The 17,034-nt window shown below is 40.4% G+C and carries 22 protein-coding genes, 1 tRNA gene and 1 pseudogene; 7 read left to right on the forward strand and 17 right to left on the reverse strand.

What is annotated here, in order from left to right:
• Window positions 1-113: 113 nt before the first annotated feature.
• Both FS628_RS14510 and FS628_RS14515 read right to left on the reverse strand, forming a co-directional pair.
• Entirely contained in the window at window positions 114-431 is a 318-nt protein-coding gene (locus tag FS628_RS14510; RefSeq protein WP_036614722.1) for a DUF1292 domain-containing protein, read from the reverse strand.
• A 98-nt stretch (window positions 432-529) separates the two neighbouring features.
• On the reverse strand, window positions 530-1,084 hold the full coding sequence (locus FS628_RS14515; RefSeq protein WP_145322909.1) for a copper amine oxidase: 555 nt from the start codon (window positions 1,082-1,084) through the stop codon (window positions 530-532).
• Between the two features lie 191 nt (window positions 1,085-1,275).
• Here FS628_RS14515 and FS628_RS33020 point away from each other — a divergent pair, with 191 nt between their 5' ends.
• Window positions 1,276-1,575 carry a hypothetical protein gene (locus tag FS628_RS33020; protein WP_222125235.1) on the forward strand — a complete coding sequence of 100 codons (300 nt, stop codon included), beginning with the start codon at window positions 1,276-1,278 and terminating at the stop codon, window positions 1,573-1,575.
• On the opposite strand, the gene FS628_RS14525 is transcribed toward FS628_RS33020, so the two are convergent.
• The 8 genes from FS628_RS14525 to FS628_RS32645 form a co-directional block, all read right to left on the reverse strand.
• The gene (locus FS628_RS14525; protein WP_145322913.1) at window positions 1,559-1,738 is read right to left on the reverse strand and encodes a hypothetical protein; all 180 of its coding nucleotides are present in this window, start codon (window positions 1,736-1,738) and stop codon (window positions 1,559-1,561) included. The two genes, FS628_RS33020 and FS628_RS14525, sit on opposite strands and share 17 nt — an antisense overlap.
• Before the next feature lie 145 nt (window positions 1,739-1,883).
• A complete protein-coding gene (locus FS628_RS14530; RefSeq protein WP_145322915.1) occupies window positions 1,884-2,303 on the reverse strand; it encodes an organic hydroperoxide resistance protein in 420 nt (139 codons plus the stop codon).
• Window positions 2,304-2,508: 205 nt separating this feature from the next.
• Window positions 2,509-2,913 (reverse strand): GNAT family N-acetyltransferase, encoded by a 405-nt coding sequence (locus FS628_RS14535; protein WP_145322917.1) that lies wholly within the window; start codon window positions 2,911-2,913, stop codon window positions 2,509-2,511.
• Between the two features lie 31 nt (window positions 2,914-2,944).
• Window positions 2,945-3,631: a hypothetical protein gene (locus FS628_RS14540; protein WP_145322919.1), complete on the reverse strand. Its 687-nt coding sequence runs from the start codon at window positions 3,629-3,631 to the stop codon at window positions 2,945-2,947.
• A 2-nt stretch (window positions 3,632-3,633) separates the two neighbouring features.
• Window positions 3,634-4,632 (reverse strand): hypothetical protein, encoded by a 999-nt coding sequence (locus FS628_RS14545; protein WP_145322921.1) that lies wholly within the window; start codon window positions 4,630-4,632, stop codon window positions 3,634-3,636.
• A 1-nt stretch (window position 4,633) separates the two neighbouring features.
• Window positions 4,634-4,891, reverse strand: coding sequence for a hypothetical protein (locus tag FS628_RS14550; RefSeq protein WP_145322923.1), 258 nt, complete (start codon window positions 4,889-4,891; stop codon window positions 4,634-4,636).
• A gap of 340 nt (window positions 4,892-5,231) precedes the next feature.
• On the reverse strand, window positions 5,232-7,088 hold the full coding sequence (locus FS628_RS14555) for a M1 family metallopeptidase (protein WP_260871034.1): 1,857 nt from the start codon (window positions 7,086-7,088) through the stop codon (window positions 5,232-5,234).
• Window positions 7,009-7,446, reverse strand: coding sequence for a hypothetical protein (locus tag FS628_RS32645; protein ID WP_260871035.1), 438 nt, complete (start codon window positions 7,444-7,446; stop codon window positions 7,009-7,011). Before FS628_RS32645 ends, FS628_RS14555 begins: the two co-directional genes overlap by 80 nt.
• 936 nt (window positions 7,447-8,382) lie before the next feature.
• On the opposite strand from FS628_RS32645, the gene FS628_RS14560 reads away from it, so the two are divergent.
• The 3 genes and pseudogenes from FS628_RS14560 to FS628_RS14570 all read left to right on the forward strand — a co-directional run bounded on the left by FS628_RS14560 (window position 8,383) and on the right by FS628_RS14570 (window position 11,818).
• On the forward strand, window positions 8,383-9,237 hold the full coding sequence (locus FS628_RS14560; protein ID WP_145322925.1) for a hypothetical protein: 855 nt from the start codon (window positions 8,383-8,385) through the stop codon (window positions 9,235-9,237).
• Between the two features lie 85 nt (window positions 9,238-9,322).
• Window positions 9,323-9,925 carry a hypothetical protein gene (locus FS628_RS14565; RefSeq protein WP_145322927.1) on the forward strand — a complete coding sequence of 201 codons (603 nt, stop codon included), beginning with the start codon at window positions 9,323-9,325 and terminating at the stop codon, window positions 9,923-9,925.
• Window positions 9,926-10,356: 431 nt separating this feature from the next.
• Window positions 10,357-11,818, forward strand: a pseudogene (locus tag FS628_RS14570) (IS1182 family transposase).
• Window positions 11,819-11,979: 161 nt separating this feature from the next.
• Here the strand turns inward: FS628_RS14570 and FS628_RS14575 are convergent.
• The 3 genes from FS628_RS14575 to FS628_RS14585 form a co-directional block, all read right to left on the reverse strand.
• On the reverse strand, window positions 11,980-12,735 hold the full coding sequence (locus FS628_RS14575) for a recombinase zinc beta ribbon domain-containing protein (protein ID WP_145322929.1): 756 nt from the start codon (window positions 12,733-12,735) through the stop codon (window positions 11,980-11,982).
• Window positions 12,668-13,387 (reverse strand): recombinase family protein, encoded by a 720-nt coding sequence (locus FS628_RS14580; protein WP_145322930.1) that lies wholly within the window; start codon window positions 13,385-13,387, stop codon window positions 12,668-12,670. The genes FS628_RS14575 and FS628_RS14580 overlap by 68 nt, the downstream gene beginning before the upstream one ends.
• A gap of 229 nt (window positions 13,388-13,616) precedes the next feature.
• Window positions 13,617-13,688, reverse strand: a tRNA-Val gene (locus FS628_RS14585).
• A 205-nt stretch (window positions 13,689-13,893) separates the two neighbouring features.
• Here FS628_RS14585 and FS628_RS14590 point away from each other — a divergent pair.
• The 3 genes from FS628_RS14590 to FS628_RS14600 all read left to right on the forward strand — a co-directional run bounded on the left by FS628_RS14590 (window position 13,894) and on the right by FS628_RS14600 (window position 15,179).
• On the forward strand, window positions 13,894-14,145 hold the full coding sequence (locus tag FS628_RS14590; RefSeq protein WP_145322932.1) for a hypothetical protein: 252 nt from the start codon (window positions 13,894-13,896) through the stop codon (window positions 14,143-14,145).
• 241 nt (window positions 14,146-14,386) lie between these two features.
• Window positions 14,387-14,830, forward strand: coding sequence for a GNAT family N-acetyltransferase (locus FS628_RS14595; protein ID WP_145324160.1), 444 nt, complete (start codon window positions 14,387-14,389; stop codon window positions 14,828-14,830).
• Between the two features lie 112 nt (window positions 14,831-14,942).
• Complete coding sequence (locus FS628_RS14600; RefSeq protein ID WP_076211448.1) at window positions 14,943-15,179, forward strand: DUF3892 domain-containing protein; 237 nt, start codon at window positions 14,943-14,945, stop codon at window positions 15,177-15,179.
• A gap of 248 nt (window positions 15,180-15,427) precedes the next feature.
• Here the strand turns inward: FS628_RS14600 and FS628_RS14605 are convergent, their stop codons facing one another.
• From FS628_RS14605 to FS628_RS14620, 4 genes are all read right to left on the reverse strand, one after another.
• Window positions 15,428-15,709, reverse strand: a complete 282-nt coding sequence (locus tag FS628_RS14605) for a hypothetical protein (protein ID WP_145322934.1) — start codon at window positions 15,707-15,709, stop codon at window positions 15,428-15,430.
• On the reverse strand, window positions 15,693-15,914 hold the full coding sequence (locus FS628_RS14610; RefSeq protein ID WP_145322936.1) for a hypothetical protein: 222 nt from the start codon (window positions 15,912-15,914) through the stop codon (window positions 15,693-15,695). Before FS628_RS14610 ends, FS628_RS14605 begins: the two co-directional genes overlap by 17 nt.
• Before the next feature lie 196 nt (window positions 15,915-16,110).
• Window positions 16,111-16,431 carry a DUF3889 domain-containing protein gene (locus FS628_RS14615; protein WP_145322938.1) on the reverse strand — a complete coding sequence of 107 codons (321 nt, stop codon included), beginning with the start codon at window positions 16,429-16,431 and terminating at the stop codon, window positions 16,111-16,113.
• Window positions 16,432-16,487: 56 nt separating this feature from the next.
• Window positions 16,488-16,796 (reverse strand): hypothetical protein, encoded by a 309-nt coding sequence (locus FS628_RS14620; protein WP_145322940.1) that lies wholly within the window; start codon window positions 16,794-16,796, stop codon window positions 16,488-16,490.
• Between the last annotated feature and the right edge of the window lie 238 nt (window positions 16,797-17,034).

The raw sequence follows: 17,034 nt of genomic DNA on the forward strand, positions 1-17,034 counted from the left end.
TTTCCGTCTATTTTTCTTACAATACAGTCTTGATAATGCTCGCATAACTCTTGAAAACAAACAAAAGGCCCCTTGAAATCAAGGAGCCTTCATGCTATGTTCCAAAAGATTGACTACTCTTGTGATGCAACGAGTTCGTTGTAAGCCGCTTCAACGCGGTTCCACTCTTCTTCGTCTTCAATATTGTAGAGCACCATTTCCTCGTCTTCTTCTTCCATACGCAGGATGATGCCGTCAGCTTCAGGATTGTTACGTTCCAGCAGGAGCGCATAAACATGCTTCTCCACGTCAAACGTCTCCACCAAAACCATTTCCACGTCTTGGCCGTTCTCGTCTGTTAATGTGAGAAGGACTTCTTCATGCTCGTGGTCGTGGTCGTGGTCTTGCCCGCATCCGCAGCCATCGCCGTGTTCATGTGTGTGATCGCTCATTGAAATACCTCGCTTTATAAATAGAAATTGTGTAACCTTGCATATCGTAACATGTTCATTGAGCCAGGTCAATTTAAAAGGGCAGCGTTACATTCGCTTCAATCGTTCAGCGCTGTAATGATTTTCTCCGCTACCAGGACGTAGTTGCTGTTTGCATTTTCTTTAATATGAAAACCGACTTGGTACTTGCCAGCACGACTGAAATCGTACGTAAAATCATACGTGCGGAACCAGAAGTTATCCTTCTGTGTTGTAAGCTCCTGTGACTGGATATCCTTCACCTGACCGCTTGGATTGGTGATTGTTACTTTCACGGCAGCTACATCTGCTGTTAAACTGTCCACTTGTGAAAATACATTGAATTTCAGTTTGCCCACGTTAACGTTACCAAATACAGTGTCTCCCTTGAAGAGAAAAATATGTACATTCGGTTTGATCACCGTTACTCTCTTGTTACTGCTATCCCATTTGACGACGCCTCCGGCTTCCCTTACAGGTACATAGGTCGTTCCATCAATGAGATAACCTCCGTCAGCTGCTTCCTTGCCGTTAATGAGAACTCGAATCTTCTCGTTCACTGAATCCGCAAACAATAAAGACCCGCCGAGCAAGGAGAATACCATGACACAAAGCAATATTCGTTTCCATTTCATCCCGTCAATATTCCCTCCCCTGCTGCTAGCTGTTGTACATTTATACTGCAGATTCATCCACAAAGTTGCGCTGTTTTTCATCATTTTTCATTTTTTATCCAACATTTTTTCCACCCCTTGGAATACGCAAAAAGAGGCAATCCTCATTAAAGGATGCCCCTATCCTATTATTGTTATATATACGGAATTACATGAAGAGTTACGAAGAAGTATGGCGGGTCAGTATACAGGGGACACCTTTGCCTACTGCCCCTTCAATTCTCATTCGTGCAGCGTACTCCATTCCTCGTGAACAGGGTGTTTTACATCTCTCGCATACATCCGAAGTGACCAACTTCATGGACACACGAATTTTGTCGCTCTTCAACGCGGGAGCTTTCTTTCCTTTTGCCTTTGCCATCCCGGATTCCCCATTTCCCCAAGTGCTTACTGATGTAATGCATCATATGGGGATTCGCCCGGTTGTGTGTCTATTTAGAATACGTATTTAAATAATAAGAAAATGACCAAGAGGATGCCTCCGAGAATGAGCCAATTGCTAATCTCATACCAGATGCTCTTTCCTCCGGACAGGTATTTCTGTTCATCTTCCTGATGACGTTGACGGTGGGTATCAGTCTCAGAGCCATGGGGTGGTTTGCTAAAATCCATCATGAGTACATTCCCCTTTCAGCAGCTTTGTTTAGTCCTCATACCATTATAACCCATATTAAAGGGAGAATTTGATTCTTCTGTATAAAACACCAAAAAACCTCCGATTTCTCGGAGGTTTCTACTCAACTATACATAGTATCAATGATTACGCCAGTTCCACGTTAACATTCACGTTCCCTTTGATTCCTTTGGAATATGGGCAGTAGTCATGGGCAAGTTTCACAAATTTATTAGCCGTTTCCTCATCCAGACCGAGAATTTTAACTTCCAAATCTACTTGAAGCTTCACGCCGTTATCCTCAGAGTCCGTCACCAACATTACGGTTGCAGCTACGGTACTTCTTTCAATTTCAACTTTGTGTTTCTTCAATTGGAACTCCAGCGCGGAGTTAAAACAAGCACTATATCCTGCTGCAAACAGTTGCTCCGGATTCGTAGCCGTCGTTACTTTGCCTCCAAGTTCAGGGGGTGCAGCGACATCTAACATAAACACGTTATCTGGGGATTGTACGATTCCTTGACGTCCGCCTGTATTAATTACTGTAGTTTCATATAATGTTTTCATGTGAAAGACTCCTCTTCGAATTTAATTTTATTGGTTCAAACATGATTACTCGTTTTTGTTTTGTTAACAATTTGATTGTACACAATTTAATTGTGTTTGTAAATGATTATTTATAACAAAAAAAAGAAGCCGCTTATATTGCGACTTCTAAAAATACGTTTTATCGTTAGGACAGATCATACATGTTTATCCTCACGAACAGCTTTTATCGCTTTATTCTCTTCGTCATTCCAATGCTAAATCTCTCAAATCCGAGTTTTTCGTAGTAGGTTGCCAAACCTTCGGTGCACATCAATTGTGGAATCACCTTATTTTTCTCACAATGTTCAATGATTCGTGTTAACAACTCCTTACCGATTCCTCGGGATTGGTAGTCAGGCAGAACACCTACTCCACATATGATGCCTGTGATGACCCCATCGGATATTACACGCCCCATACCGACCAAGCGCTGTTGGTCATACGCATATAATGCATACCAGCTCTGTCTGCACATACGCTCCAACTCATCAAGGGTTAGGTTCAGCGAGTTCCATCCCAAAGCTTCATATAAAGTTAGTAACTGCTCCACATTTTCAAGTGATTCTGCTGAATAATGTATCGTGTTCATCGTCAAATGCCTCCCCAACCTGTCTAACCAATCAGTTGCTCCAGAGATCGACCTTCACCTGTGCACATTTGAAATACTTCGCCTCTGCCGGGCTTGTTGTCAATTTTAACAGACATTGCAGGTTTCCATGTTGGAACAGTCCACCGCTGAGATCAGCAGCAACACCGCCATACTGGTCATCTGCACCAAGCCATACAGACGGTCTCTCGAACCCAGCTGAGAACTGTAATCCAGTACAGAGCAGCACAGTGAGATTTTTACGGTTCTGTGCCTCATCTCCTGCTATGCCATGTGTGGTGAAGAACACCATGTTTTGCTTGAAATCGGTGTACGTTCCGTCTGCTTTATAGGCACGAACCATACCATACTTCTGATTGACGTTCTGAAAAAAGGTGATTCCTGCTTTGCTATCCTTTGATTTAATGCCGACCTGAACCGAGATACCAATATTCCCGTTCAATTGTAACGCTTCCAATGTGAACGCAATAGCGGTTACTTTCGAGCTATCAATCAGATGCTTCATTTTCAACTCTGCGGATGCTCCTGCCGTTGCCGCTGTTGTGACTGTAATGGTTCCTCTATCAGGCAAAGGCTCAAACGTTGGTGTACCCACCACCTCAAGCCAGTCCGGTAACGTTCCGTGAAGAAAATCGGCCACAAGCTGTTTGTGGACCTTGCCGAAGGGGACGATCTGACCCGCTGCATCACGTATAACCATCTCTACACCCCCACCGAATAGGCTACACCGATATTATGATCGGTATTGTAATACACGTACACTACACCGTCCATAACAGACACCATCATGGATTGCATGTTCGTCGTTTCCCAGGTCAATGCCGGAAAATGTATATCTGAAGGTTTATCCAGCAGCTGTCGAAAGTCTGCGCTGATCCTGGCGATCGCAGGCCGGGCTACGGTCGCAGCCCCACCTGAAGCATAAGCTGACAACATGCCTAGCCACCACATGCTTCCTTTATACATAAATACACCAGCATTGGATCTCGAAATGTTCTCTGCCGCAGTTAAAGTGGCATCATTACCACCCAATAATGGTCTGGGATCAGCTAACCAGCAGCGCCCGTCATGAGAATGCCAGATACATTTACGGCCAAAGTCACCCCCGCCCATCACCGAGAAACCGATCCATTTGCCGCCATTTCTGAAGCATGAGAAGTATCCCGTATGCCCATCACCCGGAAAACCGGGAGGTTTATCCAAAATCAAACCCACTCTTGTCCAATTGATCATGTCCACAGATGTCGCAAGTGCGGTTGATTGATTAATCCCCAGCCCGTTTTGTTGATAATACATGAAGAATAATTGTTCAACATCGTTCCAGATTACAAATGGAGTTTCCGTCGAATTCCCAACCACAGTATCCAGATATACCTGTCCGTGTTTCGTCCATGGTCCTGTCGGGCTGTTTGAGTAGGCTAGTCCAATTCCTCCGATGTGATTATGATTGGTAGAATACGTGGCATAATAATCCGCCATGGCATCGGGGATAAGCCCCTTTACCTTGATCGCCCGAAACCAATAGATCGATTGAAGACCCGCCATTACAGCGGTATACATAGGATTGTCCATTTTTTTATCAAATTGAGGCGTGTACATCCGTCGGGATTCTGCATCGCAATAATCATAAGGCGAAGTGAAACTGTTGGCTGTGACATTAGCAGTCTGTTCTGCCTGGATATTTTTTTCAACCATTGACATGTTACACAACCTCCTTAACGTGCAGGGTGACAATGTCCAATGGAGAGAAGAATACTAATTCCGATGTGACTTTTAGTAGATTTGAGAGATCAACAACATTACCCATATTCGCAGCCGGCCCCTGAATAACACGAATGATAGAGCGAATGCCTGTATTATATGAATACGCTTTCATTTTGTTAATTCCTTTGCTTTCCTTACCGTTGTGATCAGTGACTGTCTCTTTCCATGGCATGCCCGGATAATGTTGATCCTTCATATTAATCCCTCCTATTGTTTTCTCACGATAAGTATATTCATGAAGTTACCTTTCTGTTAAAGCATCATACCCATTTTATGGCCCTAATATTCCAAGACTGGTTTGCAAAACAACATAAAATTTTATCCCCTTTTAGACTTTTTGAAGGTTATATCTTTCCTTTGAAGGGGAGTGAGTTATGCAACCATCGGTTTGCTTTTGTTAAAATGACTAAACAGGCTAACCAATAACAATTGGCTAACCTGATTAGAGGAAGAAACTGCAATATAGATGTTCTCTTAAACAAGTCTTTTCGTCGTGTCACAAGGGATGCTTTCTTCACGTTTCTAAAGCCAATGACTTATTGCTCCGCAAACAATGAAGATATGGGATTCGCTATTTTTTTATTGGATTTCTCCTTGCCTTGGTTGTCCAATAGATTGTATTGGTAAAAATCGTTAGTGAATCCGATAGACTCCTGTATTTTCAGCTTAAAAGGTTCATATGCTGCATCACTCAGATGATCCTCATTCCAGAAATAGTGAAGCATCAATCGATTCTGGTTATAGGGATGTTTGATCACATATGCACCAGCAGCGAGAGGTTCATTCATAGTATTCTTCCAAGGAAAACCTGTCTGTTTCGCCCGATCGATCATGCTGGATTTTAAAGCCTGCACCAGACCGTTTGACTTCGCGTTGCCAATTACAATAAGGTTGCTGTTGCCGATCTCTTTTTTCATCTTTTGCTTCAGTTCCTTGCGATCCCGTATAACGTCGTATTTCACACCGCTCATATCAAGGAATCCGGTCAACTGATGAACCATATTTTCCTGCTGTTTAGCTGCAAGCTTACTCACCTGATCGCTGAGCACAATGGTTAATTTCTCGCCCTGAAGTATTTTTTCCATCAATCGATTCATCACTTCATAAGGCAGATCAGGGATCATACTCATGACAGTCTGATACTGTAGTTGTAAGATGTCATGCACATAGGCGGCGGTCTCTTCTTGTGATAATTGATATTCCTGCTTTAAGACAAAGTTAGGCTGATATAGGGCCATCTGCATTTCTGAACGTACTTCTTTACCGAGCACATCTTCAATGGTATGAAGTAGCCCCTCTACCGTTGCATTTTGGTACACGTAGCGTTTGAAATATGTCTTCATCAACTCATCAAATTTCTCTTCACCGACGGAACGGTAAAGCTGATAGATCGCTTGTCTTCCCTTCTGATAATAGACCAGACCGGCCAAATCTCCTGCCTCATCGTTTGTTGACGCAATGGTCATATCTATGGGTGCAGTATCAAACTGTATGGATCTGAAACCATTTAGCTTGTCTCCCTGTTTCTCAGCAAAATACACCATGGAGAAATCAGCAAAGCCTTCATCCAGAAAAGATTCTATCTCCGAATTATTACCGATCAACGCATGGAACCACTGATGTGCTATTTCATGAACAAATGTTGTATCTTCTTCTGGAACAGCACCGCTTGGAATCTGCCCCATCTGAATTAGCCTCGCATACTCCACAGCGACGCCCTGTACATACGTCTCGACAATGCGGAACTCGGGATAGGGATACTTGCCATATTTCTCACTATAAAAATCAATAACCTTGAATGCCTGATTAATGTATCGGTCAACCAGCTCTTTCTTGGAAGGATCATCGTTGGAATAATAATATTCCACCGTCAGACCTTTACGAGTAACGCTCTCCACTTGAAGGTTTGGACTGGCAAAGAAAACAAACTCCCTTGTATTCTTGGCTACAGCAGAAACAACTTTACGCCCCTGTTCTGTACTGTCTCGAGTGGTGATCATACCCGGCATGGCTACCTGATACTTATCAGGAATATTTAATTGAACATCGAAGTCTGATGAGGTGTAATAATCGCTCTCAAAGGTTCGACTATACGGTGCCTTGTTCCACTGATGCTTAACTTCGTCGTAGACAGACATCACCGGAAACCAGTGTGCACCATTAATCATATCCTTGTAGTAGGAAATTCGCTGCGACCCGTATGGAATGTTCAGCTGGAATTCCAGTTGGATCGCTACAGATTCGCCTGGTTGAACGGGCTCTTTCAACTGTACGGTCAACGCTTGGTTTTCCTTGTGGAAATCCAGCGATTGACTATCTGCTGTTACAGCCTGAATATCGATGCCACCCAGAAAGTCCTCCGCTGTCTTCTCCGGGTGATCTAATCTTTTCATTATGCTGTTGGTACATGCTCGCCTGTGTAGACTTGGAGAGGTTTGCATCAGCATATGTATGAAGGACCAGCTGCTGGATTGTATCCTTGCTTGTGTTGTGATACGTTACCTTCTCGCTCCCCTGGATTGTCATGTCCTTCTCATTTAATCGAGCCTGGATCTGGTATTGAATCGGGGTCTGCTCTAGGGTATCTTTCCGTGTGTTATGTACAGCAGATTCTACAGTTCCAGATGTGGGCGCTGCCTGAGCCGCAGTATAATTCATGTTCACAAGTGGACTTGTTGCCAGCAATAAGGCCAGTGTACCCGCGATCCCTACTCTGGCTATCTTTGATGTAAATGGACTTGAATAATTCATAAGTTCTCTCCTCGTCGTATTCTATGTTGATCTCAAAACCAAGTATAGAAGACGAACCTTACGTTGAATTTATGTTCTATTTAAATTTTGTTTAAAAAAGAGGAGAAGCCTTACATCGTAAAGCTTCTCCTGTATGATCTGTAGTGGGCTCGAACCACTGACCTTATTCTCTCAGAAATTGAGTTCTTCGTTTCCATACTCTCTCTGAATAGATGACCGGAGTAGTTCTTTTAATCTACCCTTGATTTCAACCAATATTTTATCTTTACTAATATAGACCACTTCTAGCAATATACTTAACATCATTTTCTTCTTTTCTGTAGAAGCTGTTTTAAATACATCCTGCCAAACGTATTGCACAGGGGTCATCCTTTTTAGGTTCCACTGTTATCTGCAATGGTGTAGTAGTTTATATAGGCTTTCACCTCTCGTTTAACCTCTTCTAGGGTAGTGCAGTTTTTCGGAGAAATTCACCCCCTTAAAATGGCCAAAGAACGACTCCTGCATGAGATAAAAGGTTACGATTAATTACATAACTATTAAAATGAGCTCTGTAAATATGCAAATTTTTATATTCACTTTGTTAAGATCATGGTCAAATATAACAGTAGTAGAGACAAGGTTATAAACAAGGTTTAAGTGCAAGTTCGTCTTAGGCCAAGAGCAACGGGGGGGGGGGGGGGGGGGGTTAGAGTTGGTGTCTTATTCGACTCCTTAGTTCGTTTGCCAGTTAGACTAGTTTGATAATGGATAAATATGTAATAATTTTATATATAAATTTTTTTATGTTTTAAATTCCATAACATGAAATAAATTATATTTATTGTTGATAAATACTATTTTTTAGTATATATTTACAATATATGAGAAAAAGGAGGTTAGCTTAGTTTTTAGTTTTTTCAAAACACACTATAAAAAAGGGAGATATCCAATACAATGTTACTTAAAAGAAATTTTGTAAAATTCTTGGCAACATTCCTTGTATTTGTTCTTGTTAGTGTAGGTGTGATTACTCCATCTAATGTTAAAGCTCAGAATAACAACATCACAACGGAGTTAGATGGTGTTGAGGTTGTGGTTAATAATGAGCAAGAGATTAGATTGAAAACTGAGATTGATGGTGTTGTTGGTATATTAGTTCAAGATAAGGAGACATTGGAGACTACTCTTACTACATATGAAGAATCAAAACTTACGCCTGTTTCCTTAATGTCTGTTGAATCTATTGATAATAATCTTGTAGAACAATATGCTTTAACAATCGATGATTATTCAACAAGGTTTGGTGCAACTATAACATATGAGGATGAGGAAACAGGACAGAAGTCAACTATCAGTAATAATGATTCAGTTATTCAACCAATGATGGTAATTTTAGCTCCTCTTGTGCAAATAGTGGGCGCTAAGCTAATAGAATCACTTCTTCTTATTGCTGCTGTCATTATTATCAATCATATTGAATTTGCAAGAACAGATGAAATTGCAATGAACTTGAGAAATAAAAGAGAGTACGACCATTACTACGCTAAAATAATGCAAGGTGATGTATGGATTGGACCTTCTATCTCCTTAAGTAATGCGGCTTTGAGATTAAAATCATTTAATGGAGATTCTACAATTACTGGTAATGATGTATGGTCAACAACTTTATCGGGAGCAGCTAAGGTTGCTGAGCGAGCTGGTGGAGGTAAAGAGGCAGTTGGCCCTGAAATTCATGGTGGAGGTCTTGGGTTTGGTTACTATTACCATTTCCATACATGGAACAGAGTTGGTGGTCACTCGTTCTTCTAATATTATAGAAATAAGTAGAAGCAGTGTTCAAACACTGCTTCTATGGTTTTTTCTGATTAAATTTATTCTAGAGGTGGTAACGCGAATGAAAGACTTTAAACAGCTAAACTCTAAATTAACAAAGTATTTAGATGAATTCACTTTATCTTGTAGTGACGATGATCTAGTCGATTTAAAGTCTGATCTCATTAATTATAGAGATAACAAGGATCAAGCGACAAAAAGTAAAATTCAAAGTAAGATGGATTTAATAGGTAAACCGTACTCAAAACTGGCTACTCTTTTTACCACAGCGAGTAATCAATACGTGCATAACTTAATGCCGGAGCTATCATCAATAGGTGACATTAGGCACTGTTTAATAATAGATGATAAATATTCGAATATTCTCAACAAGCTATGTCAAACTGTGGTTAGCTCCTTATCCAAAAATTTCAAGTCAAAAATTTTGATCGATGAAAAGTTATCATTAGTCGTTTTTATTGAGATTTTAAATTCAATCCTAATTGTAATAGACAATATAGTGAGAAATGTTGAATCTATTCCTACAACTTATGAAATCGAGAATTATATAACAAATCTAGTACAAGAGGAAAGAAAGCATTTAATATACAACGTGAAGGATTCCGAAAAATTATTTGATAAATACTTGAAGTTATTGGATGAGTTAGACACTCATACACTTTGAATTTAATACTTTGATGATAAGAGAACGCATTCGATATATAATAGCAATGATTATAAACTAAGCCGTTCATGTATTTGAAATAAGGCCATGATTGCTTGTATAAATTTCTCCCAATTTTGTTGTCTAGTAGCTCTATAATTGACATTTTATTGAGGAGGACAAACTTATTAAGCTAGAATAAATAAAGAATTTTTTATGATTAACACAGAATTAGTCATTAAACTAAACGGGAAACGTTAGTTCAATAAAAAACTCACCCGGATAAAAATCGGTAAAAGGGCATCTACACTGCTTCTAGAAGATGATCTCTGTATTGCAGGAGGCCACTGAAAAAGTCCAACATCTATAAACAGATATCCCTCCTCATTTTTTTGAGGAGGGATATCTGTTCTCCTGTATAATTAAATGATTAATTTCAGGTGGTGTCTCGGATGATTTCAAACCAACAATCTCTTAACCTTAGTCCATTTATGGCCATATACGATATCGTCGTACCTAAAGATAATATGCTTCGTCAAATAAATGATCTCGTAGATTTTTCATTTGTTCATGTAGAATTGCAGCATAAATACTGCCTCGACAATGGTCGCAATGCAGTGCCTCCCATTCGAATGTTCAAATACCTATTGTTGAAATCCATTTTCGATGTATCCGATGTGGATGTTGTGGAACGTTCTAAATATGACATGTCCTTTAAGTACTTTTTAGATATGGCACCTGAAGACGAAGTCATTAATCCTAGTTCACTAACAAAGTTTCGCAGGCTTCGCTTGAAAGATGTGAACCTGCTCGACATACTTATTCAAAAGACCGTGGAGATCGCGTTGGAAAAAGAAATTATCAAAAGCAGCGCAATTATTGTGGATGCCACCCATACGAAAGCACGATTTAATCAGCTATCACCCAAAGAAATATTAATGCAAAAGTCTAAGTTGTTGAGAAAATCCGTTTACAAGATCGATGAAAAAATGAAGGATAAATTCCCACCGAAAACAACGACGAACGAATTGTCTGATGAACTGGACTATTGCCAAAAAGTTATAGATGCAGTAGAAAAAGAAGAATCCCTCCGTGAATACCCAAAGGTGAAAGAAAAGCTGAACTACTTAAAAGAAATCGTAGCTGATCACCATGAGCACTTTCAACTCAGCAATGATCCAGATGCACGCATAAGTCACAAAACGGCAGACTCCTCGTTCTTCGGCTACAAAACACATCTTGCTATGAATGAAGAACGAATTATTACAGCTGCGGTGGTTACGACTGGTGAGAAAAGTGATGGAAAACAACTTCAAACTCTCATTGAAAAAAGTCGTGACACAGGTATGAAGATCGATACCGTCATTGGAGATACTGCCTATTCTGAAAAAGATAATATTCAATATGCCAATCACAACGAATTACAATTAATATCAAAATTAAACCCTAATATCACACAAGGAACTCGTAAAAAAGAAGATGAATTTGAGTTTAATAAAGATGCAGGTATGTACGTTTGTAAAGCTAGACATTTGGCGATTCAAAGAGCGCGTACAGGTAAGAAAGGTATGAATAATAACCAAAAGAATACCTACATGTTTGACATTGAAAAATGCAAAGTATGCCCAATGAAAGACGGGTGCTATAAAGAAGGTGCGAAAAGTAAAACCTATTCTGTAACCATCAAATCGAACCGAACATAAGGAACATGAGGCATTTCAAAATAGCGATGGTTTCAAAGAAAAATCGAAAGAACGTTATAAAATTGAAGCAAAAAATAGTGAACTCAAGCATAGACACGGGTATGATGTTGCATCGTCCTCGGGTCTTGTTGGCATGCAAATGCAAGGTGCCATGGCCATATTTACTGTTAATCTCAAGCGAATCATTACACTCATAAAAGCCTCAAAGTAAAAGGATAAAGAGAAAGGCTATATTCCGTTCCAATATGAACGAAATATAGCCTTTTTGATTTAAAATAAATCTTAACAAATTAAAAACGCAAGTTTTTCAGTGGCCTCCCAAACTGGGAGGTAATCTTTTAGAGTCTCCATCTCTGATAACTCCACTTTTTTTTAAGATAATAGTTTCTCTATTCCCTTGATATCTTCAGAAGTTTCCTGAATTTCGTTATCTTTTTTCTTAATAAGATTATTAAACATTTCTGGATTGAAAGCGCTCTTACCCATGATAGCTTTTGGAACTTCAGCGTTTAATGCCGCAAGCTCATCATAGTGCCCTTCCAGTATACTTTGCAGTTTTTTAATTTTCTCCTCTTCTTCATTAGAAACATTCTGTTTTATTGATTCAATTTGTGATTGAAAATCTATGGTGCTAAGTTGACTTAAGTATATATCCACTCTCTCCAAGACTTGCCTCTCTACTTTCTTTGAAGAAAAGGTTGCCTGTCCATTACAATCCGTTTTCCCTTGCAATTTCCCACTACAACGATAACTTTTATTCTGATTGTATTTAATAATTTCTCCACTAGCTGCTTTGTATTTATTTACAAATGTAGTCGATGTCAATCTAGAGTTACAACAACCACATCTGGCTATCCCAGTTAAAAGCAAACTCCCTTTAGTGCTCATCGGAATGGATGCTTCGTTTGTTTTGTAATTCTTAGGATTCTTTTTCTCTCTTATTTCCTGTACAGTCTTCCATTCCTCTTCTGAGACTATTATTAATTCAGGGATCTGTTTTGAGAATATCTCGTCTCCCTTTTCTGTTCTGTATCTCATCACTCCTTTGTAAATTGGATTCTTAAGTATGACATTTACAGTTGGAGCCCCCCCATTGCTTTGCTTTTCTTGTCGGGACATTTTCTTCATTTAGAAGTTTAGATATTCTTAATTGTCCGTATCCTTCTTCGAGAACTAAACGGAATATTTTATGTACGATCTTTGACTCTTCTTCGTGCTTGTCTAGTTTATGCAGTGCTTTCCCTTTCTTATTTATATTACCTAAATCAACACTTTTATAACCGTAAGGGATACCACCTCCCCTGAAAACACCATCTTCGGCCATCTGCATATGTTTTTCGTTGACGCGGTCAGAGATCTTTCTACTTTCATCGCTTGACTGCCAAAACCATAAATAATTGATCATCCGATCTGTGTGTGCTTCAATTTTTTGCTGACCTTCTATTACTGACCACATTTCAACCCCTTTGTTTACAAACCATTCAAGCACAAAGGGAGTTTCATCCTCTTTTCTCCCAAGCCTATCAAACATAAAGACTAACAATACATCAAACAAGCCATTTTCTGCGTCCTCTTTAGCCTGTTGGATCACGTCACGATTAGAAGCGGATACTTTGAAGCCGGATACACCTTTTTCAGTATATTCTTTTACCAGTTTCCAACCATCCTTCTTTTCAATCATTCCTCTACATGATCGTTGTTGCATTGGTATATCATTTCCATCTAGCTGCCCTTTTGTAGATACACGATACAGAGTTGCTACCCGTTTAATTTGCACCATTTTTCCACCACCATATCTTTTTTTCTGTGCTATGTTTTTCAGTATCCATTACTACTTTCACCATATAAACAACATCCAAATTGTACCATTAACCCTATTTTTCAGCAACAAAACTACCTACACATAGTCATGCAGGTAGCCATAAAATTTATTATTATTTTTGAAATGAAAGAAACCGAGAGCAACTCTCTTGAGATATCTCAAAAGGAATTGCTTTCGGTTTTTCGAATAGGACGAGTGGGGATCGAACCCACGACCCTTACCCTGTCAAGATAATGCTCTCCCGCTGAGCTATCGCCCTGTAATAATTAAAATGTATCAATCACGGTCATACTACCACATTCAGCTGAGCTAACAGATCATGATATATAATTTGTTTCCCAATCAAGTAACAGTATCATATCAAGTAACCGTGTTCATTGTCAATAATTTATTTGGTTATAATTCACCTGAAATGGAGCACAATAAAGGAAAGATTACCATTTCAGCAACGAGGTGAATTCCCCATGAGAAACAAAACAAAACGCCGGGACCACGATAAATTCACAAAATGCTTTCTCCCCTTCGTTGGGCTTATCGTTCTGATTACATCCGTTACCGGTTGCAGCTTGGAGAAGGATGAACATACGGTACAATTCCAACAATTACAACAGCCCAATGAACATAGTGAATCTCTGCCTGTCTGGCTGGACGTATACTCCAAATCTGTGATTCAGGATGTATATTCTCCTGGAGGAAGCAGCGAAGTCTTGCCATGAAGAGTAAACAGAGGAGTTACTCATCTTCATCCCACTTGCGTGAGTATGCTTTCTTGGTCACGTAATACAACAGAGTAATCATTCCCGCCGACATTAACAAAGTAATTACCATGATGCCTGCCATGCCCATCACCAGCCCCCCTCTCCCAATATGTTCCAAGCTTAACTATACAGGAAAAGCATTTTTTTGTATAATTCAGTCTGATATGTCGCGCAAGAGCAGAAAGAAGGAATGGTGGAATTGGCAGCTGAGATTAGTTATGTAACGACAGAAGAACAACTGGAGCAGGCCTTGGGGATTCGACATCACGTTTTTGTGATTGAGCAACAGGTGCCTGCGGAGATTGAGATTGATCAATACGATGTCATCAGTCCGGATGTGCATCATGTATTGTTAAGTACAGATGGACAGGCTGTGGCCACGGGACGTCTGATCTATTACAGTAAGGATACTGCCAAAATGCAACGGATCGCGGTGCTCGAGTCTCATCGTTCATTTGGTTATGGACGTGTGCTTCTGCTGGCAATGGAGGAACGGGCACGTGAACTCGGCTTATCCTATTCCGTACTTGATGCTCAATGTCAGGCACAGAAATTCTATGAGAAACTGGGTTATGAAGTGATTTCGGAAGAACCTTTTTATGATGCAGATATATTGCATGTTCGTATGAAAAAGAGTCTGTAAAACCTCTTCGCAGGCAGGTCTTATCAGCACATGGTGCATACTTCCGAGGAATTCGGATAGGCTAATCAGGTAAACAGATTCCTATCTCGTCATATAAGGAGAGTGTGACATCATGGATCAAACGACACGCGAGAGTTTCACAGCAGTACAGAAAAATGGCGACGGTGACCTGACAGCTTTTCAGACTTCAGCAGGACGTGTTCTGGATTATCAACAGGCACTTGCAGAAGTACAAGCTGGGGCTATTGCCGGCGTGAATGTGTTTAAAGGCAAGGATGGAGAAATGTACATTCGCGGCGATGCCGACGGCGACCCAACCAACAACCTGGACCAACTTCCCCATTTCTAAAATAGATACACACGTCATACGTGTGACACAGTAAGCGCCGATCCGGTTATCCGGGTTGGCGTTTTCTTATTTCACTGTATTGCGTGTTCAAAAAGTCTGATTTTCAGTGCCGAGAAGATGGAATGAAGCTAGAAATGGAGTAGCGGAGCGTAGGGAAACTACGTGAGCAACGGAGATTTCGGCTGAATTCCATATTCGATGCTGATGATGCCGTCAGGCATGGATTCGTAATCAAAATTGAACAACATCTAGTAGTCCGTAAAATATTTTACGGAGTCCCCGGAAGGCTGGCTTTTGCGAATTGGCTGTTGTGCCTGTTCCCATGCCTGCAAGATCTGTATCCCTTCAAGATTCGAATGGTTATCCCATGCGATATGCCCAGTGCGTTCAAGCTCCAGCAATGACTCATGAATGAATGCTTTGCTCCGTCCGGTCTTGTTCTCCAGTTCATCCATACGCGGCAGCCTGCGCCGCTGTCCTGCATAGTTCACCATAATTCGCAAAATTTTGCGTTCAAAGTCGTTCAGCATACTTTACCTCCCCATTCATATCCGTAACAGGACGCCATGCCAGAATACCTTGCTCCAAGAATGTTCGAGGCGAGCCTTCTTTTCCTGCTGATGCCCTAATCATCCCGCCACGTACACTATTTATGCGAATCTGTCGCTGCGTAATCTGTCCAGCACGATCCATGTAGACAAGCTCCACCATCTGGCCAATATATTTCCCTAGCATAATCATCCCTCCGATAAGAACGTTTGTTTGTATTTCTTATTATATGCGAACATAAGTTCTTTATTCAATAGTAAAAAAAGGGTTTTATGATAAATAAAAAAACCAGACTGTCACCTTAGGAATGAAGGCAGTCTGGTCCCACTAATGGTATAGCTACTATAAAAACATTCTTGTAATCACCAAGTTCAGATATGGATCAGTGTCGATCCGATTCCGAAAATTGTACTTTTTTCAATTGCTGCGTGGACGGATTAAAGTCAACACTGACATAGACTGCGAATTGCCTACCATCCTTAGCACGGACCCACAGCTTAAACTGTTCTCGTGATTCATCTGCTGTGAGAGATGTCCGACCGATATGCTTGTAGTCCAATATATCCACATTGTACTTGGTTTGTGTTTCTTTGACTGCAATAATTCCCCATTTCGCATAATCCGGGATGGCGGCACCTGTTCCTGACGTGATTCCGGCTAAACTCAGGACTACCGTCATGACGGTAACGATGAGCATTCTCATTTCACTCACTCCTTGGGACAATATGTTTCTGTTATATTGCCCGTCCAAGTTTTATTTTACCCGAATAAACGAAAGATCCAGGCCAGTGGCCTTAAGGAAAAGGAAACGACATGCACAAGTCGGTCAAACGAATTAGGAGGCCCCGTCTGGAAGCTAATACCCCAATCACCTGAAAATAAGTGTTGTTGTGTCTGTCTCTCCTCAGGACGTTCCAACCCGTATTTTTTCTCAAGTAACTTCCTCGTTTGTTCGTCTACCTGAGCCTCGTTCGTAGCGACATATGCCGTGACAGGCCCGCTGCTTATGTACATCAGAATCATTAGAAACATCGAAATCCGCGCTATTTTTATGTACCTTTTTTCCATCTTTCTCTCCTTCACCAATATAGGGTATCTATTGTACTTCTAAGACTCATTTAAAAATTAGATTATACATAACATTCAACATATTGGAAATAGAAAATGGAAAACGAGATGAGGCATCTGACATGTAATACTTAAGTCCCATTTGGTTAATTTTATGTTTAAAAAAGGCAATAGCCGTGTAATGAGCCATGACAGAATGACTTCACGATCTGAATCCCTACATGATCTGTAACACCAC

Origin of the sequence: Paenibacillus xylanexedens, from assembly GCF_007676705.1 — a bacterium.
GTDB classification, from domain to species: domain Bacteria; phylum Bacillota; class Bacilli; order Paenibacillales; family Paenibacillaceae; genus Paenibacillus; species Paenibacillus xylanexedens_C.